The sequence below is a fragment of the Marinicella litoralis genome (assembly GCF_002591915.1).
GTDB classification, from domain to species: Bacteria; Pseudomonadota; Gammaproteobacteria; order Xanthomonadales; family Marinicellaceae; genus Marinicella; species Marinicella litoralis.
Genome location: NZ_NIHB01000003.1, coordinates 222,533 through 247,046 on the forward strand (window position 1 = coordinate 222,533; position 24,514 = coordinate 247,046).

Annotated in this window: 25 protein-coding genes and 1 tRNA gene; 21 read left to right on the top strand and 5 right to left on the bottom strand. The window is 41.3% G+C overall.

Translation table 11 applies throughout. The annotated features are described in order from the left end of the window. Positions 1–137: 137 nt before the first annotated feature. Complete coding sequence (locus CCS90_RS11185; RefSeq protein WP_133566524.1) at positions 138–833, top strand: hypothetical protein; 696 nt, start codon at positions 138–140, stop codon at positions 831–833. A 94-nt stretch (positions 834–927) separates the two neighbouring features. Next, a complete protein-coding gene (locus CCS90_RS11190) occupies positions 928–1,596 on the top strand; it encodes a hypothetical protein (protein WP_099019642.1) in 669 nt (222 codons plus the stop codon). Between the two features lie 82 nt (positions 1,597–1,678). Here the strand turns inward: CCS90_RS11190 and CCS90_RS11195 are convergent, their stop codons facing one another. The 3 genes from CCS90_RS11195 to CCS90_RS11205 all read right to left on the bottom strand — a co-directional run bounded on the left by CCS90_RS11195 (position 1,679) and on the right by CCS90_RS11205 (position 5,124). Beyond that, a complete protein-coding gene (locus tag CCS90_RS11195; protein ID WP_342775171.1) occupies positions 1,679–2,149 on the bottom strand; it encodes an Hsp20 family protein in 471 nt (156 codons plus the stop codon). Positions 2,150–2,282: 133 nt separating this feature from the next. Continuing rightward, positions 2,283–3,170, bottom strand: coding sequence for a 4-hydroxybenzoate octaprenyltransferase (gene ubiA, locus CCS90_RS11200; RefSeq protein ID WP_099019644.1), 888 nt, complete (start codon positions 3,168–3,170; stop codon positions 2,283–2,285). A gap of 4 nt (positions 3,171–3,174) precedes the next feature. Then, the gene (locus CCS90_RS11205) at positions 3,175–5,124 is read right to left on the bottom strand and encodes a vanadium-dependent haloperoxidase (protein ID WP_099019645.1); all 1,950 of its coding nucleotides are present in this window, start codon (positions 5,122–5,124) and stop codon (positions 3,175–3,177) included. Between the two features lie 143 nt (positions 5,125–5,267). On the opposite strand from CCS90_RS11205, the gene trmL reads away from it, so the two are divergent. Further along, entirely contained in the window at positions 5,268–5,729 is a 462-nt protein-coding gene (trmL, locus tag CCS90_RS11210) for a tRNA (uridine(34)/cytosine(34)/5-carboxymethylaminomethyluridine(34)-2'-O)-methyltransferase TrmL (protein ID WP_099019737.1), read from the top strand. Between the two features lie 4 nt (positions 5,730–5,733). On the opposite strand, the gene CCS90_RS11215 is transcribed toward trmL, so the two are convergent. Further along, positions 5,734–6,501: a CAP domain-containing protein gene (locus CCS90_RS11215; RefSeq protein ID WP_099019646.1), complete on the bottom strand. Its 768-nt coding sequence runs from the start codon at positions 6,499–6,501 to the stop codon at positions 5,734–5,736. Positions 6,502–6,647: 146 nt separating this feature from the next. Between CCS90_RS11215 and CCS90_RS11220 the strand changes: the two genes are divergently transcribed. The 4 genes from CCS90_RS11220 (at position 6,648) to CCS90_RS11235 (ending at position 9,738) form a co-directional block, all read left to right on the top strand. Then, positions 6,648–7,403, top strand: a complete 756-nt coding sequence (locus CCS90_RS11220) for a helix-turn-helix domain-containing protein (protein ID WP_099019647.1) — start codon at positions 6,648–6,650, stop codon at positions 7,401–7,403. A 78-nt stretch (positions 7,404–7,481) separates the two neighbouring features. Then, positions 7,482–8,852: a pyridoxal phosphate-dependent decarboxylase family protein gene (locus CCS90_RS11225; RefSeq protein WP_099019648.1), complete on the top strand. Its 1,371-nt coding sequence runs from the start codon at positions 7,482–7,484 to the stop codon at positions 8,850–8,852. A 99-nt stretch (positions 8,853–8,951) separates the two neighbouring features. Beyond that, the gene (locus CCS90_RS11230) at positions 8,952–9,272 is read left to right on the top strand and encodes a hypothetical protein (RefSeq protein ID WP_099019649.1); all 321 of its coding nucleotides are present in this window, start codon (positions 8,952–8,954) and stop codon (positions 9,270–9,272) included. A 163-nt stretch (positions 9,273–9,435) separates the two neighbouring features. Further along, complete coding sequence (locus CCS90_RS11235) at positions 9,436–9,738, top strand: YcgL domain-containing protein (RefSeq protein ID WP_162846886.1); 303 nt, start codon at positions 9,436–9,438, stop codon at positions 9,736–9,738. Positions 9,739–9,759: 21 nt separating this feature from the next. Here CCS90_RS11235 and CCS90_RS11240 read toward each other — a convergent pair whose 3' ends face one another. After that, complete coding sequence (locus tag CCS90_RS11240) at positions 9,760–10,611, bottom strand: PPK2 family polyphosphate kinase (RefSeq protein ID WP_099019651.1); 852 nt, start codon at positions 10,609–10,611, stop codon at positions 9,760–9,762. A gap of 66 nt (positions 10,612–10,677) precedes the next feature. Here CCS90_RS11240 and CCS90_RS11245 point away from each other — a divergent pair, with 66 nt between their 5' ends. From CCS90_RS11245 to nuoH, 14 genes are all read left to right on the top strand, one after another. After that, positions 10,678–11,166: a low molecular weight protein-tyrosine-phosphatase gene (locus tag CCS90_RS11245; protein WP_099019652.1), complete on the top strand. Its 489-nt coding sequence runs from the start codon at positions 10,678–10,680 to the stop codon at positions 11,164–11,166. Between the two features lie 34 nt (positions 11,167–11,200). After that, positions 11,201–12,316, top strand: coding sequence for a tRNA guanosine(34) transglycosylase Tgt (gene tgt / locus CCS90_RS11250; RefSeq protein ID WP_099019653.1), 1,116 nt, complete (start codon positions 11,201–11,203; stop codon positions 12,314–12,316). Between the two features lie 187 nt (positions 12,317–12,503). After that, positions 12,504–15,113: a DNA gyrase subunit A gene (gene gyrA, locus CCS90_RS11255; protein WP_099019654.1), complete on the top strand. Its 2,610-nt coding sequence runs from the start codon at positions 12,504–12,506 to the stop codon at positions 15,111–15,113. Further along, positions 15,103–15,873 carry a triose-phosphate isomerase gene (gene tpiA / locus CCS90_RS11260; protein WP_099019738.1) on the top strand — a complete coding sequence of 257 codons (771 nt, stop codon included), beginning with the start codon at positions 15,103–15,105 and terminating at the stop codon, positions 15,871–15,873. Before gyrA ends, tpiA begins: the two co-directional genes overlap by 11 nt. Before the next feature lie 3 nt (positions 15,874–15,876). Further along, a complete protein-coding gene (secG, locus tag CCS90_RS11265; protein ID WP_099019655.1) occupies positions 15,877–16,365 on the top strand; it encodes a preprotein translocase subunit SecG in 489 nt (162 codons plus the stop codon). 69 nt (positions 16,366–16,434) lie between these two features. Continuing rightward, a tRNA-Leu gene (locus CCS90_RS11270) sits at positions 16,435–16,520 on the top strand. 29 nt (positions 16,521–16,549) lie between these two features. Continuing rightward, a complete protein-coding gene (locus tag CCS90_RS11275) occupies positions 16,550–16,906 on the top strand; it encodes an NADH-quinone oxidoreductase subunit A (RefSeq protein WP_099019656.1) in 357 nt (118 codons plus the stop codon). Then, on the top strand, positions 16,897–17,409 hold the full coding sequence (locus CCS90_RS11280) for a NuoB/complex I 20 kDa subunit family protein (protein WP_099019657.1): 513 nt from the start codon (positions 16,897–16,899) through the stop codon (positions 17,407–17,409). The genes CCS90_RS11275 and CCS90_RS11280 overlap by 10 nt, the downstream gene beginning before the upstream one ends. Further along, entirely contained in the window at positions 17,406–18,119 is a 714-nt protein-coding gene (locus CCS90_RS11285) for an NADH-quinone oxidoreductase subunit C (RefSeq protein ID WP_218961661.1), read from the top strand. Before CCS90_RS11280 ends, CCS90_RS11285 begins: the two co-directional genes overlap by 4 nt. Continuing rightward, positions 18,119–19,372, top strand: coding sequence for an NADH-quinone oxidoreductase subunit D (locus CCS90_RS11290; protein WP_099019658.1), 1,254 nt, complete (start codon positions 18,119–18,121; stop codon positions 19,370–19,372). Before CCS90_RS11285 ends, CCS90_RS11290 begins: the two co-directional genes overlap by 1 nt. Continuing rightward, positions 19,372–19,896 carry an NADH-quinone oxidoreductase subunit NuoE gene (gene nuoE, locus CCS90_RS11295; protein ID WP_099019659.1) on the top strand — a complete coding sequence of 175 codons (525 nt, stop codon included), beginning with the start codon at positions 19,372–19,374 and terminating at the stop codon, positions 19,894–19,896. The genes CCS90_RS11290 and nuoE overlap by 1 nt, the downstream gene beginning before the upstream one ends. Further along, positions 19,896–21,173: an NADH-quinone oxidoreductase subunit NuoF gene (gene nuoF / locus CCS90_RS11300; protein ID WP_099019660.1), complete on the top strand. Its 1,278-nt coding sequence runs from the start codon at positions 19,896–19,898 to the stop codon at positions 21,171–21,173. Before nuoE ends, nuoF begins: the two co-directional genes overlap by 1 nt. Then, the gene (gene nuoG / locus CCS90_RS11305) at positions 21,170–23,503 is read left to right on the top strand and encodes an NADH-quinone oxidoreductase subunit NuoG (protein ID WP_099019661.1); all 2,334 of its coding nucleotides are present in this window, start codon (positions 21,170–21,172) and stop codon (positions 23,501–23,503) included. The genes nuoF and nuoG overlap by 4 nt, the downstream gene beginning before the upstream one ends. Beyond that, the gene (gene nuoH, locus CCS90_RS11310; RefSeq protein ID WP_099019662.1) at positions 23,500–24,513 is read left to right on the top strand and encodes an NADH-quinone oxidoreductase subunit NuoH; all 1,014 of its coding nucleotides are present in this window, start codon (positions 23,500–23,502) and stop codon (positions 24,511–24,513) included. Before nuoG ends, nuoH begins: the two co-directional genes overlap by 4 nt. Position 24,514 lies beyond the last annotated feature (1 nt).

A 24,514-nucleotide genomic window follows, 5' to 3' on the forward strand; every position in this document is an offset into this window, starting at 1 on the left:
CAACAGCAATGAAAAACCCGGTTAAACCGGGTTTTTTTTATGCTCATTGAATGGATTTATCTTGTTCAGTTTTTATTCAGTTTAATTTTTAATAATGGTGTGAATAACGACTTATTAATTTTACATTGGAATTGGATATGAAAAATAGAATGACTGTGATGATTGGATTGCTATTGGGATTTGGGGTTGCTGTTGCAGCAGAGGGTATACATTTTGATCAGCATGGCAAAATAATAGCGCCTGATCAAAAATATTTAGCCAAGGGGATAGATGCACAAGCACTGGGCTATGAAAATGACGCCATGCATTACCTTAAAAAGTCAGCTCGATATGGTAACAGCTATTCGCAGGCAGTGATGGGGTTGATGTATTTAAAGAAAAACGAATACACCCATGCTTTGGCCTGGTTTAAATTGATTGATCTTAAGATGATAGCTAACCATGAAATGTTGCTTGGTATGATGCAGAAAATTGAAACGAAACTCTCACCAGCTGAAATTGATTCTGCCAATCAAATCCTCGCGGAACTACAGCAATCATATGGTAAAGAAGCCGTGTTGGCACATCGAATCAATTGGCAGAAAAAACTTTCTTTCGGCGGTTCACACATCAAAGGGCATGTGCCCAATGGATTAAAGATTCATGTCAGCGGTGGTGTTGAACCGGGATCAGGCAACAATTTTAAATTGATGGGTTCAGGCATGACAGTCAATAGCTATAACTTAAAGAAACAGTTGAATGAATTTGTCTATGAATATGATTTAAAATTCATTAATGGTGAAGTAAAACTGAAAGATTTTGAGGTGATTAAAGATGATGAGTCTCCTATTTAATCCTTATGAATGCATCTTTTCAGTGACTTATTGCACTACATGATTTAAATGTTTTTTGTTTTAATGATTGTTACAGTAATTTTTAAGGACAACTATGAAAACATCATTGATATTGGTTTTAATGCTTTCAACGTGGCAGCTTTGTGCACGTGATTATGGCTTACATTTTGATGACAATGGTCAAATTATCAAGCCGGATCAAGCACTTTTGGCACAAGGGCTTGATGACGAAAAAGATGGCTTCAGAAATTCGGCTTTAAAGAATTTCAAACAATCTGCTGAATATGGTAATCACCTGGCGATGTCTTTGGTTGGGTTTTATCTGATGCAAGATAAGGACTATGTAAACTCGCTGGCCTGGTATAAATTGGTTGATTTGAGTGCCATGCCAAACAGGGCTTATATCGAAAAGTTAATACAAGATTTGGAGCTTTACTTAAGCCCACAAGAATTAACTAAAGCCAATCAAATCAAGTCTGAATTGGCAGAAACTTATGGAAAGCATCCAACGCTACTGCGCAGAGAACAATGGAAAAACAATTTACAATTTACCGGCACTCATTTGAATGGGCACATCCCTTCATTTTTGCAAATTCAGTTAAATTCTGGTTTGGTCGTTACAGGTCAAGATGTCAAACGTCAAGTTGAGGATTTTATCTATAATTATGAGTTCAATCTGGGGTTGGGTGAAGTTACCCTTGACGATGTGGAAGTGATTGAAGCGGATGACATTGATTCCGCCGACAATAATAACGAGCAGTGAATAAAAAAGCCCAAGCAGTTAAATACTTAGGCTTTTTTTGTGGCTTAAATTAAACCAAAAGTGTTACTTTGAATTTGAACAATTACGCAACGTCTTTGTTCTCTTTCACTATTTCTGGTTTCTGATCTAAGGTTTTTTGCTGGGTTCCAATGGCAATGTTTTTTGGTTTCATTGCTTCGGGAATTTCACGTTCTAATTCAATATGCAGTAAGCCATTGTTCATGTTTGCTGCACGAACTTTTACATGGTCAGCCAATTGGAATCGCCTTTCGAATGACCGGTTGGCAATACCACGATGGATGAATTTACCTTGGACTTCACTGTCTTTTTTACCTTTAACAGTCAATGTATTTTGTTCAGAGGTAATGGTTAAATCTTCATCACTGAAGCCAGCCAATGCCAATGTAATTAAGTAGTTGTTATCATCAATACTTTCAATGTTGTATGGAGGATAACTGGGTGTTTGGTCTATGCGATTGGCTTGGTCTAACAATTGAGCCATGCGATCGAAACCTACTGAGGTACGAAATAAAGGGGTTAAATCAAAATTCATCATATTCTCCTATTTAAGCAATATAAAATTTAAAATGACTTGCCATTGTGTTGAAGTGGCCAAGTCGGGTTACTGACTTAATCCCGTATGCGGCGATTAAGTTAAAACCAATGTATGTTTGCTTGTGAATATTTCAAGTAGAAAATGATGATTTCATAACAAAATGGCTGAAAATACCTAAAAACACCACCATACCAACCCAGTTGTTATGAATAAAGGCTTTGAAGCATTTGTTTTCATCCCGGTTTAGTATCAGTAATTGCTGGTAGACAAATAACCAAATAACAGCAATCACGGCCAAATAATAAGTCGCGGAATATTCCAATTGATTGCCAAACAAGTACAAGGCCAAAACGGTCAGCAATTGAATGATTCCAATAATGATTCGATCTAAATCACCAAACAGGATTGCAGTGGATTTCACCCCAATTTTTAAATCATCTTTGCGATCAATCATGGCATAAATGGTGTCATAGCTGGTGGTCCATAGGATATTGGTGACAAACAACAGCCAAGCCACTTTTGGCACAGAGCCTGTGATTTCGGCATAAGCCATTGGAATTGAAAAAGAAAAGGCGATACCTAAGTACACTTGTGGCAAATAAGTGACTCGTTTCATCAAAGGATAAGTGACCGCGAAAAACGCAGCTATTAAGGCATATATAATGGTTAACTGCTTCAAAAATAACAACAACACAGCTGCACTTAATAACAAGCCAAAGAACAAATACCACGCATGCCTGACGGGCAGTGTATTTTTAGCCAATGGCCGGTTTTGGGTTCGACCGACATGTCCGTCATATTTTCTGTCTGAGATGTCGTTAACCACACAGCCGGCAGCCCTCATGATGAAAACGCCTAAAGTGAAAATCAGCCAAGTGTTGAAATCCGGGTGACCATTGCTGGCAGACCACAAGGCCCACCAAGTCGGCCACAACAGCAACAAAGTTCCTATGGGGCGGTCCATCCGCATCAGCAGTAAATACGGTTTAATTATAGATAAAAATGACTTGGATATCATTGGTTTATCTGTTTTTCATAATTTTTTTTCTAGATAAATATAACATCCCTGAAAGCATTAAAAAGAGTACAGGAATTTGATTGATAGGTACCGCTACTGCTGGTTGTGAGCCGTTAAAATATGCCATTGCCCGATTGAATGCTTGGTGGCCAATTTCGTAGCCCATAAAACGGCCAGGAATATCATCAGCGGTTGGGTGAATGCCTCCGTATATTCTGGAGATGCTGGTTTCATCGGCGGCATCTTGGTAGGTGGCCCATTGTAAAATGACGTCAACACTGGGACCGTCTTCAAAAACTAAAAATTCATTTTGCGGTGCTAAAAAGTCACTCATGCCACCTGGAAAATAGGCTGACCCAGTTAAAAGCGTCATGACTTCGGCGGCAGCCCTAGAAAATACACTGTGACCAGAAACATAACCTGCAAAGGGGGGTGAAACAAATGAGGGTCGTTGATAAGGCCACCAGTTTTCACACAAAATCCATCCGACACCAGCAGTCGTTGTATCTGGGTCAATAATATAATCGGGTCCACGCCAAGCTTTGACTGCAATTTTCCCAAGGTTTTCATTGCCAATTCCAGCCAAAAATTCATGAATTCCGCCTGGTTGAATGGTTGCTGGTGTGATGAGCTCTATGTAACCAGGGTGAAGGTTGATGCCATTGGGGGCAAAGCTTGCGGCATTGGGATCAGAACTCTGGCCTTGATCACACATGTATCGAATGGCAGAGATTGGTCTGATGTAATCATACCAACCTTTGATGCCCCAAGCGGTAATGGCGGAGTCATGCATGGTGCCTCCAAGTGCCAGGTAAGTTTTAACCTCCCATTCTAAATCGTCCAAAATGGGTCCAACACCATTCAGTCTTTTCTCCAACAATGGGTGATCAGACACGGTATTCAGGATAGTGAACCAATGACCTGGTGGTGTTTCTGAATCAGGACCATCTGCCCAAAACTCTGCCAAAACACGGAAATAGTCTCCAGCAGGTACCATCTGTGGTGTATAGGGTAAGCCAGTGATGGGATTTAAATCACGGCCTGTACCATTATTGGTTCCCAAGTCATTGTTGCCTCTTGAGGCAGGACTGATGTCTATCAAAACACCATCAGCCGGATCTAAGTAACCACTGAATTCGACCACTTGTTCAAATCCTGACTTATAGTCATCATCACCGACTCCTGCAATCATTGGCGGTGCGCCAGGGTCCATATAAACGGGATAAATATCACCATCTCTTTGGTGTTCAGTGAGGTCGTTGGGTGTCAACGAAAAGGGTGTTACATGTCCCCATTCTGGGCTGAGGAAGTCGGGGTATTCTCCCAATACAATGCCTGATTGATCTTTGAAATATTCAAGGGCCAATGGTTGCCATCGATTTGGGTCCGTTATGTCTGGATTGCCATCAAAATCCGGTAACAGGGGTTCATTGATCGGTTCGTAATATTGATTGATGTAATCATTGATTTCATTAGAACCGTCATTCAGTCCCATATCAATGATGGTTTGGGCAATGCGATTTCCCACTGCCGCAGCCGTATTCCCTGAAGTGCCAGTGTCATTGGCGTCATAACCCAAACCTTGCATATGATTATTGATGTTGGGTATTGAGGTTGGGGCACCAACTGAGGTGTTGAATCGCCATATCAATAGGCGATAAGTGGCAAAACTGATGGCTTGCTGTTGGTCACTGCTGATGTCATCGGATGTGATTTTTTCTTGGAAGAACACCCCTTGACAATTTTCTTCATAAGCACACCACGCATCATACATGGCTGCAGAAATGTGATATAAGTTTCTGGCATGAATGGTGGGTCGAGCCTGATCTGCTCTGATTGCATCCAACAGCACGTCATTCCAGTCTCTGGCCACAGCAGCATGGCAAAAGGTATTGAAACAAAGTGTGAGAATTAATCCCGTTAAAATTTTATTGATGTTTGATATTGATGGCATTGATGACTTGTCTTATCTCTCTGAATCATGAGATTTTAACAAAGCTCTGTCTTTATGCCCAGATGTATTGTTTAACTTATCGCTGGAAATTTGTGGTTTTCCTATTGAATCATATAGAATGGCAGTTTTTTTACCCAATAATCATGTTGCACATTGCTTTGTATCAACCTGAAATTCCGCCCAACACTGGCAATATCATAAGACTTTGTGCCAACACAGGTGCTCAGTTACATTTGATTCATCCATTGGGTTTTGATATGGAAGTGAAAGCACTCAGGCGAGCGGGTCTTGATTACCATGAATGGGCTCATGTCATCCAACATGATGATTTTGCTTCATTCATTGCCAATACTCAATTCAAGCAAATCCATGCTTTAACTACCAAAGCTCAAAAATACCATCACCAAGTAAAATTTTATGACAATGAATGTTTGTTGTTTGGTCCAGAAACCCGCGGTTTGCCAGCGGAAGTTTTACAACAAGATGTAATCAACAACATCAGAATTCCAATGAAGGCAGAAAGCCGAAGCCTCAACTTGTCAAACACGGTAGCCATTGTGCTGTATCAGGCTTTGAATGATTTGGGTTATGTCGACTTGGTTTGATGTGTCAATTGATTCTCGTCCTTCTGACTTTTGCACGATAAAGTTTGTCTTTAATTTCTTTGCCGCGTTTTCTTTTCTTATTTGAAAAGACAGGCGGTTTAACGTCAATCACTATATCTTGTTTTGCTTTGTTTTCTTTTTCATCAGCAATGATAACGACCCAGTAATACTGGTGATCAGTCGATGGTTCTTTGATGAATGCGGCACCTATTTGGTCTTGTGATTTAAAAAAATCATCTTCACCCAGCAAAAGGTTGCGGTGAGGTTCGCTGTTTATAAAATCTTCAAAGACTGCTTCTGCTGTGTGTTCCCCACCAGCCAGCGCTTCAACTTGGTTGCCAAAAGTAGGGTAAGTCTTAGGCAGTTTGAAACCATGTTTTCTGAGAAGTTGATTGGGAGTCATGTGGCCAGCATCATGCCACAAATCTTGATTATCAATGATGATTTGAGCTTTTATTTTAGCAATCTTATTGAGCTTTTCATTGCAGTTTAATACAACCCTTTGTTGATTTTTATGTGTCTTTATCAATTGAACCAGTTTGGCTGCAGCAGTGTTATTCCCACAGGCAGTTATTCCTTTGGCATTGGCTGTGATTGAAAGTGCAACCAAGGTAAATACCATTAGAATGCATGAATTGCGTGATGCGATTTTCTTGATGGTCTTTACCAAGGTCATTTTAATGTGTTCCACCTTTAATTTAATATTGGTGATTAATTGTGCCATTAAACCCAATGAAAAACCAATGGCTGATTCTAGATCAGGGGTAGTCATTTCAGCATGAAGGGTTTAATCCTGCTTGTTGCATAAAGTGAGTTAAGTTCTCAGATAGTGTCTGCAATGGAATAATTGTACTTTATAACGAAACACAACTGATTTGAGTCTATAATCGAGGTTAAAGTGTTATATGTTTAAACTTTATGAAACAAACCGAACTGATATTGCAAGCCATAAAAGGTTTGTTGAAGCAACATAAGCTGAATTACTCACATGTCGCAGCCCACCTGGATTTATCTGAATCCAGTGTCAAGCGTTCTTTTTCACAAGGCCAAATCAGTTTGAGCCGTCTGATTAAAATTTGTGAAATGATGGACTTGGAATTGGTGGATTTATTACAGGTGATTCAGAACCAATCATCCGATATCATTCAACTGACTGAGAAGCAAGAAAAGTTGATGGTGTCAGATGTAAAGCTTTTATTGGTTACGGTTTGTGTTTGTAACCATTGGACTTTCAAACAAATTCACCAGACCTACCAAATTGAAGAGGCAGAACTGGTGAATGTGTTGTTGCGTTTAGATCGAACTGATTTGATTGAACTTAAGCCTAACAATCAAATTAAATTGAAGATATCCCCGCATTTTCATTGGATAGAAAATGGTCCGATTCAAAAGTTTTTTGAACAAAACATTCAACAAGATTTTTGGCAAAGTCAATTCATTAATCCTGGTGAAATCAGGTTGTTGGTCAATGGTATGTTAAGTAAAAAATCGAATGAATTGATGCAAAAACACATCAATAGGTTAAAACAACAATTCAGTCAATTATCGGAACAAGATAAAACTTTGAAATTAGAACAAAGACATGGAACCACCCTGGTTATTGGGATGAGGCCTTGGGAGTTAACATTGTTTGCTGACCTGCGACGTCAGCAAGACTTAAAAAAATACTCATAACTTTTAGTGTATTCATTACAATGTTAATCACTTTAATATTTACACCAAATCTAGCAAAAGATAATAGAGATAAATTGGATGACTGAACTTTATAAACAGGCATTTCAATATGCCACTGAATTTTTACAAAGCGCTAATGAACTGCCAATTCAAGTCAGTGAGGATGCCCGCAGAAACTTAAAATATTTAGATGTAGACTTGCCAAAACATGGCATGGATTCTGTCAAAGTGATTGAAACAATGAATCAATGGGTCACACCTGCAACCATGAAAATGGGGTCTCCGAGGTTTTTTGGTTTTGTGATTGGTGGTGCCTATCCTGTCAGTGTGGCTGCCAACTGGTTAGGTACGGCCTGGGATCAAAATACGGGGTTAGAAAAAACCACGCCTGCTGTGGCCATGCTTGAAAAAGTATCCGCAAGATGGATGCTAGATTTATTGGGCTTGCCTCAACAATCTGCCACAGCATTTGTTACTGGCGCCACGGTGGCAAACTTCACTGCACTGGCAGCTGCACGGAATCAAGTTTTCACTACTGCAGGATGGGATGTTGAAGCAGACGGCTTAATTGGCGCGCCTGAATTACACATCATCATCAGTGAAGAGTCTCACCCGACGGTTTATAAATCCTTGGCCATGTTGGGTTTGGGACGAAACCGCGTAATCAAAGTGCCTACTGATGATCAAGGCCGTATGGACATGGAACAATTTCCAGAAATTAAGGACAACACCATCATCATCACCCAGGCAGGTAACATCAATTCAGGTGCCTTTGACCCCATTGGCCAAATTTGCCAACTGGCCCATACAAAAAATGCCTGGGTCCATGTAGATGGCGCGTTTGGGCTGTGGGCAATGGCCTCACGCAAACTCAAACATTTAGGTGCTGGTCTTGAATTGGCGGATTCATGGGCAACTGATGCACATAAGTGGCTGAATGTACCTTATGATTCAGGTTTGGCATTTGTGAAAAACGAACATGCCCTCAAAGCAGCTATGGCCATTACTGCGTCATACTTGCCAACAGAAAACGCGGGTCGCAATCCATCTGATTACACGCCAGAGTTATCCAGAAGGGCTCGTGGTATAGATGTTTATGCGGTATTGAGACATTTAGGAAGCTCAGGTGTTGAGGCATTGATTAATCGTTGCTGTGATTGTGCCAAGTATTTCGCTGATTTACTGAGAGGCGCAGAATTTGAAGTGATGAATGAAGTGGTGTTGAATCAAGTGGTGGTTTGTTTTGGTTCTGAAAAATTGAATTTAGAAATTATGGACCAAGTACAAAAAGACGGGACCTGTTGGGTCGGACAGACAATTTGGAAAGATCGGTTGGCCATGCGAATCAGTGTCTGTAACTGGCAAACTGATTCAGCGGCTGTTGATGAAAGTTTTTCCATTATTAATAAAATTGCAAAAGCAGTGATCAGTCGTTGTACAAAAGTATAATGACATGGAACTGGTTCACAGTTTTGTGTGTGACTTAGTTAATTATTAGTTCATGACGGTCATTTATAATGGGTACATTCTTTAAATGAAAGGTGTGTTATGAAAGCAATATTAATGGGTTTGGGTTTAGTGGTATCAGGTGTATGCAGTGCACATGACGATTCGGCAGCCGTGACAATGAATGATTTGATTCATCATGAGACCATAGTTTGTGATTCGAAGGAGGGTTGTGAGGTGATTTGTAAACAACCAGGTGATCGTTGGAACTCTTATTTGAAAACCGAAGGTAATATTGAAGTTACTTATTTTTTAACCAGTGGTGTTCGTCAATTGAAGGCTGATGTAGGTAATGGTGAATTTACCATCTTAGACACGCACCCTGAATTGCAATCGTGTCGAATTACGGGTGTAAAATCATAATCAGACCTCTGGTCATGTTAAAATTGGCGCTTGTTCATATAAATGAAGGTAGTGTTGATGACTTTATGTCCATATGCCATGGTTGCTGGGTGCGAAAAATGTCCCATTCTTAAAGTTTGTCCCTTAAAAAGTGTCATTGGCAATCAGCCCAAGAAAGCGGAAAGTGACAAAAATAAAGATTCAGCTGCAGAGTAAGGAGTTTGTTTTGATTTGTTATGTTTATCGATCTGAAAAGAAGCAAGGGGCGTATTTGTATTTGGCGCGTGGAAAATCCTTGGAGGATGTGCCTGAAGAGTTGATGTCAACACTGGGAAGTTGTGTCCAAGTGATGCAATTGAACTTGGCCAAAAGAAATAAACTGGCTTCTCAAAACATTGAACAGGTTAAAGAAAACCTGGTCGCTCAGGGGTATCACCTTCAATTGCCACCTAAAATTTCAACTGATGTAATTAATTACGGCGCATAAAACCATAAAGGTCTGAAACTTTTATGTTTTGTGGTTTTTAACCAAATCATCAATCAATGCCAAATCTTCCACATCGAATTCTGGAATGGTTGGGTATTGGCAATTCATGCCAATTAAGTTTTGCATCACAATTTCTGAAACCAACGCCCTCATTTTGGGTTTGTCATCGGCTGGAATGACATACCAAGGCGCCACTTTGCTGGAAGTTTTTTTAAGCATCGTATTGAATGCCTTTTGGTACTTTGCCCAAAGCAAGCTTTCTTTCAAGTCACCTACATTGAATTTCCATTGTTTTTCAGGTGTGGCATATCGACTGATAAATCGACTGTGTTGCGTGTCTTGGCTGACATCAAGGAAAAATTTAATGACTTTGGTGCCAGATGCGACCAAGTGTGCCTCAACTTGATTGATAAAATCATACCTTTGTTGCCAGAATGATTTGTCAACTGCAAAATCAATACCTTGACCTTTGAGGAACCCAGGGTGAACTTTTACCACCAGTGTTTCTTCATAGTAACTTCGATTGAATACGGTTAATTGACCTTTGGGTGGGAATTCAAGGTAGCAACGCCACATGAAATCATGAGCAGCTTCTAGCTTACTGGGCGCCTTGAATGAAGCCACATTAAATCCAGCAGGGTCGCAAAATTTAAACACATTGCGTATGGTACTGTCTTTTCCGGCTGCGTCCAAGGCTTGAAAAATGATCAATACACCCTTCTTGGCTTCAGCTTTTAATGCTGCATGTAGCTCACCAATTTGTTTGGCATTTTTTTTTAAGTTGATGCCATTGGTGGTGATGAAGTCTGAAATTTGTTGTTGATTGGGCCGAGGTGAACTGTTGCTGTGTTTAAATTCTTTTATTTTTGGCATAATGCATTTTGATAATGTCCGAAAGGTGGGATTATCATAATATAAAAAGAATCAAAGGGGATATCAATGAGTGTAAAAAAAATCCTGTTTATTTGCATGGGAAACATTTGTCGGTCACCATCTGCCGAAGCAGTGTTTACTCAATTACTGAAGTCAAAGGGTGAGGATCAGTTTTATTATGTTGATTCTGCCGGTACCCTTTCTTATCACGCTGGATCTAAGCCAGACCGTCGCTCCATGCTCGCAGCTGCGAAAAGGGGGCTCAATATGAGTCATTTGCGCGCAAGGCAGGTGGTTTCAGAAGATTACGAAAAGTTCGACTGGTTGGTTGTGATGGATGAAGACAACAGAGACAATTTAATCAAGATGTTTCCAGCACAACAACAAGACAAGGTGGTGTCAATGATGCGGTTTGCCAAAGATTCATCTTACGATGAAGTGCCTGATCCGTATTATGGTAAAGGCGATGGTTTTGAGTTGGTGTTGGATTTGCTGGAGCAAGCCTGCAACGGATTGTATGAATTTTTAACCGAAAATAAAGTAACACCGTTATAATGGCCGGCTGAATAAAGAACAGTGAGAAACAGTTTTGAAGTTTGATTTAAAAAAACAAGATGGTCTGGCCAGAAGGGGTGAGTTGACGTTTGAACGTGGAACAGTGCAAACCCCGTGTTTTATGCCTGTGGGTACCTATGGAACCGTAAAAGCCATGTCTCCAGAAGAGGTCAAGGGAATTGGTGCTGAAATTGTTTTGGGCAACACCTTCCATTTGATGCTTCGCCCAGGAACGGAAGTCATAGAAGCGCATGGGGACTTGCACGATTTTATGGGTTGGGATAAACCCATATTGACTGATTCTGGTGGATTTCAAGTGTTTTCATTGGCCAAGCGACGAAAAATCACAGAAGAGGGTGTTACATTTGCATCACCAGTGGATGGTTCTACCGTTTTCATGGGGCCAGAAGAATCGATGGAAGTACAAAGAAAACTGGGCTCAGACATTGTGATGATATTTGATGAGTGTACACCATACCCTGCCAGCCATGAAGAGGCGAAAGTATCGATGGAACTTTCTTTGCGCTGGGCACAACGCAGTAAAAACGCCTTTGCTGATAATCCCAATGCTTTATTTGGTATTGTACAGGGCGGTATGTACGATGATTTACGGAAAATTTCAGCACAAGGTTTGGCCGATATTGATTTTCATGGCTTTGCCATTGGTGGCTTGTCAGTGGGTGAGCCCAAAGACTTGCGTGAACAGGTGTTGAAAACCACCACCCCCTTATTACCTGCCGACAAACCACGGTATTTAATGGGTGTAGGGAAGCCAGAAGATATATTGGAAGCGGTGTTGTTGGGTGTCGATATGTTCGATTGTGTGATGCCTACCAGGAATGCACGCAACGGTTATTTGTTTACCTGGGATGGGGTGGTAAAAATTCGCAATGCCAAACATCAGTTCGATGCGACACCATTAGATAAAGATTGTGGGTGTTATACCTGTCAACATTTTTCGAAGTCTTATTTGCGTCACCTAGATAAGTGCGGCGAAATGCTGGGTTCTCGTTTGAATACCATACATAACTTGTATTTTTATCAGGAGTTCATGCAAAAAATTCGGGAGGCCATTGATACTGATGATCTTGAGCTGTTTGCTGACAATTATTACCGCAGAATCGAAAGTCATAAAAAGTCATCATCGTGATTTTGGTGGTTTTCTTAATATAATTGCTTCTAAGCCCTTAAAGTCTTGGGTGGCTGTAATTATATGTCTTTTGTCGAATTCCTTAACCCAGGGCTTTGAAATCGTTTTTTCGTGATTTTGTTGCGCTTTCAAGGTCTGTTTTGTGTTACAATTTCGTTCCTTATTAATCTGACAGTAAATTTGATTTATGGCGGAAAATTCAAGCGATATCATTAAGATAAATATCGAAGATGAAATGCAAAAATCATACCTCGATTATTCGATGAGTGTGATTGTGGGTAGGGCGCTACCTGACGTAAGGGATGGTCTTAAGCCGGTACACAGGCGTGTACTGTATGCCATGAATGTATTGGGTGTAAGCTGGAACAAAGCGCACAAAAAGTCAGCTCGTGTGGTTGGTGATGTGATTGGTAAATACCACCCGCATGGAGACACGGCTGTCTATGACACCATTGTTAGGATGGCCCAGCCTTTTTCAATGCGCTATATGTTGGTTGATGGACAGGGTAACTTTGGTTCTGTGGATGGAGATTCGCCCGCTGCCATGAGGTACACCGAAGTCAGAATGGCCAAAATTTCACATGAAATGATGGCTGATCTTGACAAGGATACTGTAGATTTTGTTCCCAATTATGATGAAACCGATACAGAGCCAGAGGTGATGCCAACCAGGGTTCCTGCCTTGCTGGTTAATGGGTCATCTGGCATTGCGGTTGGAATGGCAACCAACATACCGCCACACAACCTGACAGAGGTCATCAATGCCACCATTGAAATGACGCGAAATCCAAATGCCACGCTTGATGATTTGATGGTTCATATACCTGGGCCTGATTTTCCAACGGCTGCTTTTATCAATGGTGCTGAAGGAATAAGAGATGCTTATGACACAGGTCGCGGTAAAGTTTATATGCGTGCCAGGTCAGAGATTGAAACGGATGATGCCTCGGGCAAGCAAACCATCGTTGTCACAGAGCTACCCTACCAAGTCAATAAAGCCAGGCTGATAGAAAAAGTGGCAGAGCTGGTTAAGATGAAAAAAATCGAAGGCATTACAGCTTTGCGAGACGAGTCTGATAAAGACGGCATGCGAATAGTCTTTGAATTGCGTCGTGGTGAAGTGGCCGAGGTTTTGTTGAATCAACTGTATAAGTTGACGCAATTACAAACGGTTTTCGGTATCAATATGGTTGCATTGATCAATGGGCAACCGAAAACATTGGGTTTGATGGAAATCTTGAATGAATTCATTAAACATCGGCGAGAAGTTGTGGTTCGACGAACCATATTTGAACTGAAAAAAGCCAGAGACCGTGCCCATGTACTGGAAGGTTTGGCCGTCGCACTGGCTAATATCGAAGAAGTCATCGAGTTAATTAAACAATCTAAAAACCCAACAGAAGCCAAAGAGCGGTTATTGGCTAAAAAATGGAACTCTTCATTAATCAATGCCTTGTTGGATAACGATGCTCATCTGTGTCGTCCTGAAGACCTGGAAGACCAGTATGGATTTTTTGAAGACGGGTATCAACTGTCGCCAATTCAAGCCAAAGCAATTCTGGACTTACAATTGCATCGATTGACAGGATTGGAGCAAGATAAAATTACCGATGAGTTCAAAGAAATCATTGGACACATCAAAGAGTACCTTGAAATTTTGACCAACCCAGATCGCTTGTTAGAAGTGGTGCAGGACGAGTTGATAGAAATCAGAGAGAATTATGGTGATGAACGCCGAACTGTCATTATGGACAGACAACTTCATTTAACCATGGAAGATTTGATTATTGAAGAAGATGTCGTGGTGACCCTGTCTCACGAAGGTTATGCCAAGATGCAGCAAGTGGACGTGTATCGCGCGCAAACCCGTGGAGGTAAAGGTAAGTCAGCTACGGCAATGAAAAATGAAGATTTTATTGAACGATTGTGGATTGCCAATACTCATGACACGTTATTGTGTTTCAGTAATCAAGGACAAGTTTATTGGTTGAAAGTGTATGAATTGCCCATGGCATCAAGAACTGCCAGGGGTAAGCCGCTGGTTAATTTGTTGCCGTTAGATAAAAATGAAAAAATCACAGCCATATTGCCAGTAAGGGATTATGAAGATGATAAATTTGTTTTCTTCGCTACTGCCAAAGGCGTGGTTAAGAAAACCCCATTGTCGAATTTCTCAAGACCTCGTGCCAACGGCATCATTGGATTGGGCTTGTTGGATGGTGATCATTTGGTTAATGTAGAGCTGACTACCGGAGATCAGGATGTATTCTTATTCTCAAGTTCCGGTAAATGTATTCGCTTTAATGAAAATGATGTTCGTTCAATGGGGCGCACAGCACGCGGTGTTCGTGGTATTACCCTTAAAGATGATCATAAAGTGGTTTCTATGTTTGTGGCTGAGGAAGGCAATGTCTTGGTTTGTACTGAAAATGGTTTTGGTAAACAGACCAAGCTAGAAGAATTTTCTAGAATAAGAAGAGCGGGTCAGGGAGTCATTGCGATTCAGACCAGTGACCGAAATGGTGCAGTCGTGGGTGCTTGCCAAGTGTTAAGTGAAGACCAAATCATGTTGATTTCAAACGGTGGTACTTTGGTCCGAACAGCTGTTGACGGTATTTCGACAGTAGGTAGAAACACCCAAGGTGTGACTTTGATTCGTTTGGCCAAAAAAGAAAAGTTGGTGAGTATCGCGAAAGTGGTCAACTTGGACGGTGACGAAGAACTTGATGTTGATGTGGTTGATGGTGATGTAGTGATTCAAAATAGCGAAGACACCGATGGCCATGATGAATCGTAAATTATTGGTTGCTGGCAATTGGAAAATGCATGGTTCATTGGCTTTTGTTGATGAAATGATGTCAGCATTGCGCCAATCATTACCAGATCAACCCAAGTATGATGTGGCTGTTTTTCCTGTTTATATACATTTGTACGAGGTGATCAATAACAAGCCTGATTCAGTACTGTGTGGTGCACAAAACCTGAGTGAGTATGACAACGGTGCTGTGACGGGAGAGGTCAGTGCTGAAATGTTGCAAGACCTGGGTTGTGATATGGTCTTGGTTGGCCATTCCGAAAGGCGCATCAAAAACAATGAAAGCAACTCAGAAGTGGCGAAAAAATTTGCCCAAGCTTTGAAGTTCAATTTAACCCCTATTTTATGTGTGGGAGAATCGTCTGTACAAAGACAGGGTGATCAAACCTTTGATGTTGTCTGGGATCAAATCAACACAGTTATTGAGCATATTGGGATGGAGTCGTTGTCTCAAGGGGTCATTGCATATGAGCCTGTTTGGGCCATTGGAACCGGTGAAACTGCCAGTGCAGAACAGGCGCAAGAAGTTCATCAATTTATCCGTTCTCAATTAGCATTAAATGATGATACAATAGCGCGCCGCATCCGCATCCTCTACGGAGGAAGTTGTAAAGGTTCAAATGCATATGAACTTTTTTCGATGCCCGATGTTGACGGAGGCCTTATAGGTGGGGCTTCATTAACAGCTAAAGATTTTATGGCAATTTGTCAACAAGCAGACAAGCTGTCACAAGGAGATTAATAAATGACAATTAACTTTTTAAACATTGCCCAGGTATTGGTGGCCATGGCACTGATCGGTTTTATTTTGATTCAACGTGGCCCAGGTGCAACAGCAGGATCTGCATTTGGTGGCGGTGGCGGTGGTGCTTCAGGCACTGTATTCGGTGCCAAAGGTTCAGGGTCATTCTTGACCAAAGCAACGGCCATTTTGGCCACCTTGTTTTTCATCATTACATTGTTGATTGCCATTGATGCCAGAGAGGCGTATTCTTCAACTGGTGAAGCAGCTGAGCAAGATTTGGGCGTATTTGGTGTGTTAGATGGTGAAACACAAGAGCCGTCATTGGTTCCTGTTGATGCCGTTGAATCTATTGACTCTAGTCTTGATAATGCCATTGACTCAGCCGGTGAGGCTGTCGATACAATCGAAGACAAAGCAACGGAATTGACTGAAAAAATTGAAGCAGAAACAACCGATGAATCAACAGATTCTGATGGTGATAATAACTGATAATTGAGTGTTCAAGTAAATTGAACCAATGGTTAATGCGCAGTTAATAGTAGCTGTGTAATTTTATGTGCCGAAGTGGTGGAATTGGTAGACACGCTATCTTGAGGGGGTAGTGGCCAACGGTCGTGCCGGTTCAAGTCCGGCCTTCGGCACCAATTTTTAAATTGAAACAGGGGATGGCTGAATGATAGCTCCGTACTTTCCAATTTTATTGTTTTTAGCAGTGTCCGCAGGTTTGGGTGTTGCTTTAATGTCCTTGGGTTTGTTGTTTGGAACCCGAAAAACAACAGATGAAAAAATATCGGCTTATGAGTGTGGCTTTGAAGCATTTGATGATGCTCACATGAAGTTTGATGTCCGATTCTATTTGGTGGCTATTCTGTTCATCATTTTCGATTTAGAAATTGCCTTTTTGTTCCCTTGGTCTGTGGTACTCGAAGAATTGGGTCCATTTGGTTTAGTTTCTATGTTCATTTTTCTCTTTTTGTTGGTAATCGGATTCATTTATGAATGGAAAAAAGGAGCGTTAGAATGGGAATAGTCGATAACATCATACAACCAGTTGTTGATCAAGGTTTTGAAAACAAAGGATTCGTCACCACTACAGTGGATGCCTTATTAAATGGAGCGAGGACTGGGTCGTTATGGCCGATGACCTTTGGTTTGGCATGTTGTGCAGTAGAGATGATGCAAGCAGGCGCTTCTCGTTATGACCTGGACAGATTTGGTGTGATTTTCAGGCCATCTCCAAGACAATCAGATGTCATGATTGTTGCCGGAACATTGGTTAATAAGATGGCACCTGCCTTGCGCAAAGTTTACGATCAAATGCCAGAACCTAAATATGTCATTTCAATGGGTTCATGCGCCAACGGTGGTGGTTATTACCATTATTCATATGCAGTTGTTAGGGGTTGTGACCGTATCGTTCCTGTTGATATATACGTACCTGGCTGTCCTCCTACAGCTGAAGCATTGATTTATGGCATTTTGCAATTGCAGAAAAAAATCAAACGTACCAATACCATCGCAAGAACGTCATGAGTAACTTTAAATATAAATTAAGTAAAGAGATGTCAGAAAAATTTGCTGACATCAATATCGAATTGTCAGAGACGGTCCATGGCGTGGCATGTACGGTTCCTTTGGAATCGTGGCTTGAGGTGTCAAAAACGCTGAGAGATGATGATGCGTTCCAATTTGAACAATGTTTGGATGTATGTGGTGTTGATTACCTCACTTACGGTGAAGCTGAGTGGCAAACAGACGATGTTTCTTCAACTGGCTTCAGTCGTGGTGTTAAATCTAATGGGCCAGGTCGATTTTCGTGGAGTGAACGCAGAGAGGAATCAATTCCTAATAGGTTTGCTGTGGTCGCACAATTACTGTCACTTAAATACAACCGTCGATTAACCATTAAATGTTTTGCTCCAGATGAGGGTATGTTAATGGTACCTTCATTGGTAGAAATTTGGCCAGGTGTTAACTGGTTTGAAAGAGAAGCCTTTGATTTGTATGGAATCATATTTAAAGGACACCCAGATTTAAGAAGGATATTGACCGATTATGGCTTCATTGGACACCCTTTCAGAAAAGATTTTCCGCTGATTGGCAATGTTGAAGTGATATATGATGAAGACAAAGGCCGTGTGGTTTATCAACCTGTTTCAATCGAGCCTCGAGTATTGGTGCCTAAAACAATAAGACGTGATTCTCGCTATGTAGAAAGCATGAATGAGCAGGAGAACTCATAATGTCAGAAATTAAAAATTATACAATGAATTTCGGGCCACAGCACCCAGCAGCTCATGGTGTATTGCGCTTGATTCTTGAGTTAGATGGTGAGGTTGTTGAACATGCTGACCCTCATGTGGGGTTATTGCATCGAGGCACTGAGAAATTAGCAGAATCAAAACCATTCAATCAATCCATTGGATACATGGATCGTTTGGATTATGTTTCAATGATGTGTAATGAACACGCCTATGTTCGAGCCATCGAGCAGTTGTTAGGTATTGAAGCGCCTATCAGGGCTCAATATATTCGTACCATGTTTGATGAAATCACCCGTGTGAGGAACCATTTGATGTGGATCGGTACGCATGGTTTGGATTTAGGTGCAATGGCATTGTTCTTGTATGCTTTTCGTGAAAGAGAGCATTGTATGGATATGTATGAAGCCGTTTCTGGTGCCAGAATGCATGCCACCTATTATCGACCAGGTGGCGTTTACCGAGATTTGCCAGATCACATGCCTCAGTATGCTGAAAGTAAGTGGACCAAAGGTAAAAATTTAGCCTATGCCAATGAATGGCGAAATGGTTCATTGCTTGATTTTATTGAAGCATTCGCTGATGATTTTCCAAACAAGATTGGTGAGTACAGAACCTTACTGCAAGACAACCGTATTTGGAAACAAAGAACAGTGGGTATCGGTGTGGTTTCACCTGAAGAGGCCAAGGCTTGGGGCTTTACGGGGCCAATGCTAAGGGGCAGTGGCGTGGCATGGGATTTACGTAAAAAGCAAACCTATGCCGCTTATGACAAAGTCGATTTTGATATTCCTGTTGGGGTTAATGGTGACTGTTATGACCGTTACTTGGTTCGCATGGAAGAAATGGTGCAATCAACTCGAATCATCAAACAATGTGTACAGTGGTTGAAAAACAACCCTGGGCCTGTGATGGTTGATGAGTATAAAGTGGCACCACCTGACAGAGAAATGATGAAAGAAGACATGGAGTCGATGATACATCATTTTAAATTATTTACAGAAGGGTATACCGTTCCAGCTGGTGAAGTATATGCAGCTGTAGAAGCGCCCAAAGGTGAATTTGGGGTATTTATGATTTCAGATGATTCAAATAAACCATTCAGGATGAAAATTCGAGCGCCTGGTTTTGCACACCTGTCTGCAATGAATGACATGGTAAAAGGTCATATGTTGGCAGATGTGGTGGCAGTCATTGGAACAATGGACATAGTATTTGGGGAGATCGATAGATAATGTATCAAGTCAATCCACAGTCGAAAGACAAAGCATTAGCCATGAATTTGTTGACAGATGCAACCAGAGATCACATTGATCATTGGTTGACTAAATATCCACATGATCAAAGAAGATCCGCTTTGATTGGTGCATTACATGCTGCACAAGATCAAAATGGAGGCTGGTTAAGCGAAGAAATCATGAAGGCAGTTGCTGAATATTTAGAGATTCCTCCAGTATGGGTCTATGAAGCAGCGAATTTTTATTCGATGTTTTTCACTCAACCAGTAGGTAAAAATAAAATAGCCATATGTACCAATATATCTTGCATGCTTAGAGGTGCTGATAAAGTGGTTAAATATGCGGAAGCTAAACTGGGTATTAAACTGGGTGAAACCACAGCTGATGGACAAGTAACGCTGGTTAAAGAAGAAGAGTGCGTGGCAGCGTGTACTGGCGCACCCATGATGATAATCAATGGTCATTATCATGAAAATTTAACTGAAGCGAAAATAGATGAGCTGCTTGGAGGGTTGTCCTAATGGCCTCTGTGAATGTTTGTTTAAACCCTGATAAAGACCACTCTTTAGATAATTATTTGGCCAAAGGTGGTTACCAGGCTTGGAAAAAAATCCTGTCTGAAAAAACGGATAAAAATGAAATCATCGATACGGTCAAAGCCTCGGCTTTGCGTGGACGTGGTGGTGCTGGATTCCCAACTGGATTGAAATGGAGTTTCATGCCAAAGGATGCTCCCGGGCAAAAATACGTGCTGTGTAATTCTGATGAATCAGAACCAGGTACTTGCCATGATCGAGACATCCTTCGTTACAACCCACATGCTGTGATTGAAGGTATGGCCATAGGTGGTTATGCCATGGGTGCGACTGTTGGCTATAATTACTTGCGTGGTGAGTTCCATCACGAGCCTTTTGAAAATTTTGAGGCGGCATTAAAAGAAGCCTATGATGCGGGTCTATTGGGTCGCAACATTCAAGATTCAGGTGTAGATTTTGATTTGTATGGTGTACATGGTGCCGGTGCTTATATCTGTGGTGAAGAAACGGCCTTGATGGAATCTTTAGAAGGTAAGAAAGGGCAGCCAAGATTCAAGCCACCTTTTCCAGCAAATTTTGGCATTTATGGCAAGCCCACAACAATTAACAATACAGAATCATTTGCTTCGGTACCAGCCATCATGCGCAATGGTGCTGAATGGTTCTTAGAATTAGGCAAACCTAATAACGGTGGCGTGAAAATATTTTCTGTTTCAGGCCATGTAAATAAACCAGGTAATTATGAAATCCCGTTAGGGACTCCATTCAATGATTTGCTTGAAATGGCAGGCGGTGTGCTGGATGGGAAAAAACTTAAAGCAGTGATCCCTGGTGGATCATCTATGAAAGTTTTGCCAGCAGAAGTCATGATGGGTATTACCATGGACTTTGACGCCATAGGCGCAGCCGGATCTGGACTGGGTTCTGGGGCTGTTATTGTCATGGCTGAAGGAACTTGTATGGTTGAAGTGTGCCAGCGATTGTCACGTTTTTACTACATGGAATCATGTGGTCAGTGCACTCCTTGTCGAGAAGGAACAGGCTGGATGTACCGTGTTTTAACCAGGATCCTTGAAGGTAAGGGCGAAACCAAAGACATTGAAATGTTAAAACAGGCCGCTGGACAAATTGAAGGTCATACCATTTGTGCGTTTGGTGAAGCAGCCGCATGGCCAGTACAAGGTATATTGAAATACTACTGGGATGAGTTTGAATATTTTGTTGAGCACAAAAAATCAAAAAATGAGAGGTTAACTTCATGACCGATACCACCAATAAAGTAGCCGATAACACAGTATCTATTGAAATTGATGGTCGAGCTGTTCAGGCAGAAAAAGGCAGCATGATTATTGAAGCTGCAGACCGGGAAGGTATTAAAATCCCACGTTTTTGTTATCATAAAAAACTGTCTATCGCTGCGAATTGCCGCATGTGTATGGTGGATGTCGAAAAAGCACCTAAGCCCATGCCAGCATGTGCTACGCCTGTGATGGATGGCATGAAAGTCTATACACAGTCAAAACGAGCGACTGATGCACAGCGCAATGTGATGGAGTTTTTATTAATCAACCATCCGCTGGACTGCCCCATTTGTGATCAAGGTGGCGAATGTGAATTGCAAGACGTTTCCATGGGTTATGGGCGTGATGTATCACGTTATGTCGATTCAAAAAGAGTGGTAAAGGATGAAAACTTAGGTTCATTGATTGCAACCGATATGACACGTTGTATTTTATGTACACGCTGTGTTCGATTTCTGAATGAAGTGGCTGGAACCGACGAATTGGGTGGCATTGGTAGAGGTGATAAAACCAATATCAGTACTGCAGTGGGTAATTCAGTACAATCTGAAATGTCAGGTAATATCATTGATTTATGTCCAGTTGGTGCTTTGACCAACAAACCATTCAGGTACAAAGCCCGAGCATGGGAATTGATGGCGACTTCAGCTGTTTCAATGCATGATGGGATTGGTTCTAACCTATATTACCACACCAGAAATGGTGAAATTCTTCGAACGGTTCCTCAAGACAATGATGAGGTGAATGAAGCATGGATTTCAGATCGAGATCGATACGCCATTCATGGTTTTAAAAACACCAAAAATCGATTGTTATACCCCATGATTAAGGAAAATGGTCAGTGGAATGAGCTGTCATGGGAAGATGCGCTGGCGACTTTAGTCAAACAATTCAAAAAATTTGATGGTGAAGAAATTGCATTATTTACCTCAAACTATGCCTCAACTGAAGAATATTACTTACTGAAACAGTTGTTTGATAATCTAGGCAGTCATGACTGTGAACACAGAATCAATATAACTGATTTTTCCGAACATGATCGTTTGCCTCGTGTCGATGTGAAGTTGGCTCAAGTAGCCAAGCAAAAGAAAGTGGTTATTGTTGGCGGCAATATACGTCATGAACAACCTATACTTAACCACAAGATTCGTCAAGCTTGGTTAAATGGAGCTGAAGTTTCATCATTTGGTCCTAAGTCTTATGGTGCAAATTACAATTTACTTCACGATTTTGTCGGTAACCAAATCAATTGGGTTAAACAATTGGGTTCGTTGGCTAAAAGTGTTGCTGAAATCAGTAAACAATACCCTTCAGGCTCCTTGGCTGACTGGGTTAAATCGCAAAAAACCGATGAAGACATCAATCATTTAGCCAAGCAACTGTTAAAGGACGGTGTTAATGCATTGTTTATTGTAGGTCAAGTTTCAGAAGCCCACCCCCAAGCCAATATGATTAAGGCTTTGACTGCTTGGTTGGCACAAGTCACTGCTGGGCAAGTCAATGAATTGATTGCAGGATCTAATACTTCAGGTGCATTTCTGGCAGGCCTGCATTCACCTGGTGACATCAAACAAAAATCCCACAGTTTAAATATTATTTATCAAGCAGAAATTCAAGATTTTGCAGATCAGGCAGCCATTAAAAATGCTTTAACAAACAGTGACTTCTCAGTGGCTTTTAATGCTTATTGTGATGAATCATTGTTGTCGAGAGTTGATTTGGTGTTCCCGATTGCCTTATTACCTGAAATCACCGGAAGTTTAGTCAGCAACTATGGTGAAAGACAAGTTTCAATGGTGGCTCAAAAAGCACCTGGTTTGACAAAGCCAGGGTGGCGGGTGTTGCGGGTTCTGGGCAATTTGTTGGGTCATTCTGGGTTTGAATATGAAGACATCAATGATGTGATGGCAAAAACTGTAAAATTTCAGTCTCAAGATCCTGTGATTAATCAAGATTGTCAAGTTAATGATGTTGAAGTTAAAGGCTTGGCTTTGTTTGCTAACCATGGCATTTATGACACAGATCCACTTTGCAGAAGGTCGGAACCACTGCAAACCAGTGCTTTAGCCACGTCTGACACTGTTTTTGTCAATCCCAAGGATTTAATATCAATTGGATTTAATGAAGGTGATTTGGTTACTGTAGAACAAGAAGGCAGGTACGCTGAATTGACTTTGGCAGTGACATCAAGTATTGCTGAAGGCACCGCCATGGTCAATATGGGCCGAACTTCGGCATTGAATCTCAATGCCTCTGAATTGAATGTCGGTATTATTGGAGTACAGTCATGATTTGGGATCAAATTTGGATGGTGGTTTGGACGTTAATTAAAATCCTCGCCATAATTGTGCCATTGATATTGTGTGTGGCGTATGCCACATATTTTGAGCGTAAAGTGATTGCATTCATGCATGTTCGTATGGGGCCCAATCGTGTAGGGCCTTGGGGTCTGTTACAACCTTTTGCCGATGTACTGAAGCTATTGACCAAGGAAATCATTTTTCCTAAAAATGCCAATAAATTTCTATTTTTAATTGCCCCCATCATTACATTGGCTACCGCCTTTGCTGCCTGGGCTGTTGTACCGTTTGAAGATGGATTGGTATTGGCAGACATCAATGCAGGTCTGGTCTATGTTTTGGCCATGACTTCATTAGGCGTCTACGGTGTTATTATTGCTGGCTGGGCATCAAATTCTAAATACGCTTTATTGGGTGCTTTGCGATCGGCCGCTCAAATCGTTTCCTATGAAATTGCTATGGGCTTTGCTTTGGTCGGTGTATTGGTTGCCTCCGGTTCATTGAATTTATCTGACATTGTTAGGGCTCAAGAAGGTGGCATTGTGCATTGGTATTTATGGCCTTTGTTCCCTTTGTTCATAATTTATTATATTTCTGGGGTGGCTGAAACCAACCGTGCCCCATTCGATGTTGCGGAAGGTGAATCAGAAATTGTGGCTGGTTTCCACGTTGAATATTCAGGTGCAGCCTTTGCAATATTCTTTTTGGCAGAATATGCCAACATGATCATTATCTCAGCTTTGACCGCAATCATGTTTCTGGGCGGGTGGTATTCACCATTTAGTGGTGATAGTTGGATTGCTCAACCCAGTATAGTTTGGTTTTTAGGTAAAACCTGTATATTCATGTACGCGTATTTTTGGTTTCGTGCCTCTTTACCCCGATATCGTTATGATCAAATCATGCGATTGGGATGGAAGGTTTTTATTCCAATCACCATTGTCTGGATTATGGTTGTTGCGGTTTGGAAAGTATATAACGTAGGCCCTTGGTGGAATTGAT

Excerpts from the sequence above, each read along its gene's own strand:
- CCS90_RS11230 (WP_099019649.1), top strand. The coding sequence starts at position 8,952 with ATGAAAGCAATATTAATGGGTTTGGGTTTAGTGGTATCAGGTGTATGC.
- CCS90_RS11240 (WP_099019651.1), bottom strand. The coding sequence starts at position 10,611 with ATGCCAAAAATAAAAGAATTTAAACACAGCAACAGTTCACCTCGGCCC.
- CCS90_RS11225 (WP_099019648.1), top strand. The coding sequence starts at position 7,482 with ATGACTGAACTTTATAAACAGGCATTTCAATATGCCACTGAATTTTTA.
- CCS90_RS11215 (WP_099019646.1), bottom strand. The coding sequence starts at position 6,501 with ATGACTACCCCTGATCTAGAATCAGCCATTGGTTTTTCATTGGGTTTA.
- CCS90_RS11195 (WP_342775171.1), bottom strand. The coding sequence starts at position 2,149 with ATGAATTTTGATTTAACCCCTTTATTTCGTACCTCAGTAGGTTTCGAT.
- gyrA (WP_099019654.1), top strand. The coding sequence starts at position 12,504 with ATGGCGGAAAATTCAAGCGATATCATTAAGATAAATATCGAAGATGAA.
- CCS90_RS11245 (WP_099019652.1), top strand. The coding sequence starts at position 10,678 with ATGAGTGTAAAAAAAATCCTGTTTATTTGCATGGGAAACATTTGTCGG.
- secG (WP_099019655.1), top strand. The coding sequence starts at position 15,877 with ATGACAATTAACTTTTTAAACATTGCCCAGGTATTGGTGGCCATGGCA.
- CCS90_RS11190 (WP_099019642.1), top strand. The coding sequence starts at position 928 with ATGAAAACATCATTGATATTGGTTTTAATGCTTTCAACGTGGCAGCTT.
- nuoG (WP_099019661.1), top strand. The coding sequence starts at position 21,170 with ATGACCGATACCACCAATAAAGTAGCCGATAACACAGTATCTATTGAA.
- CCS90_RS11280 (WP_099019657.1), top strand. The coding sequence starts at position 16,897 with ATGGGAATAGTCGATAACATCATACAACCAGTTGTTGATCAAGGTTTT.
- CCS90_RS11275 (WP_099019656.1), top strand. The coding sequence starts at position 16,550 with ATGATAGCTCCGTACTTTCCAATTTTATTGTTTTTAGCAGTGTCCGCA.
- tpiA (WP_099019738.1), top strand. The coding sequence starts at position 15,103 with ATGAATCGTAAATTATTGGTTGCTGGCAATTGGAAAATGCATGGTTCA.
- CCS90_RS11205 (WP_099019645.1), bottom strand. The coding sequence starts at position 5,124 with ATGCCATCAATATCAAACATCAATAAAATTTTAACGGGATTAATTCTC.
- ubiA (WP_099019644.1), bottom strand. The coding sequence starts at position 3,170 with ATGATATCCAAGTCATTTTTATCTATAATTAAACCGTATTTACTGCTG.
- nuoF (WP_099019660.1), top strand. The coding sequence starts at position 19,896 with ATGGCCTCTGTGAATGTTTGTTTAAACCCTGATAAAGACCACTCTTTA.
- nuoE (WP_099019659.1), top strand. The coding sequence starts at position 19,372 with ATGTATCAAGTCAATCCACAGTCGAAAGACAAAGCATTAGCCATGAAT.
- CCS90_RS11290 (WP_099019658.1), top strand. The coding sequence starts at position 18,119 with ATGTCAGAAATTAAAAATTATACAATGAATTTCGGGCCACAGCACCCA.
- CCS90_RS11185 (WP_133566524.1), top strand. The coding sequence starts at position 138 with ATGAAAAATAGAATGACTGTGATGATTGGATTGCTATTGGGATTTGGG.
- nuoH (WP_099019662.1), top strand. The coding sequence starts at position 23,500 with ATGATTTGGGATCAAATTTGGATGGTGGTTTGGACGTTAATTAAAATC.
- trmL (WP_099019737.1), top strand. The coding sequence starts at position 5,268 with ATGTTGCACATTGCTTTGTATCAACCTGAAATTCCGCCCAACACTGGC.
- CCS90_RS11285 (WP_218961661.1), top strand. The coding sequence starts at position 17,406 with ATGAGTAACTTTAAATATAAATTAAGTAAAGAGATGTCAGAAAAATTT.
- CCS90_RS11220 (WP_099019647.1), top strand. The coding sequence starts at position 6,648 with ATGAAACAAACCGAACTGATATTGCAAGCCATAAAAGGTTTGTTGAAG.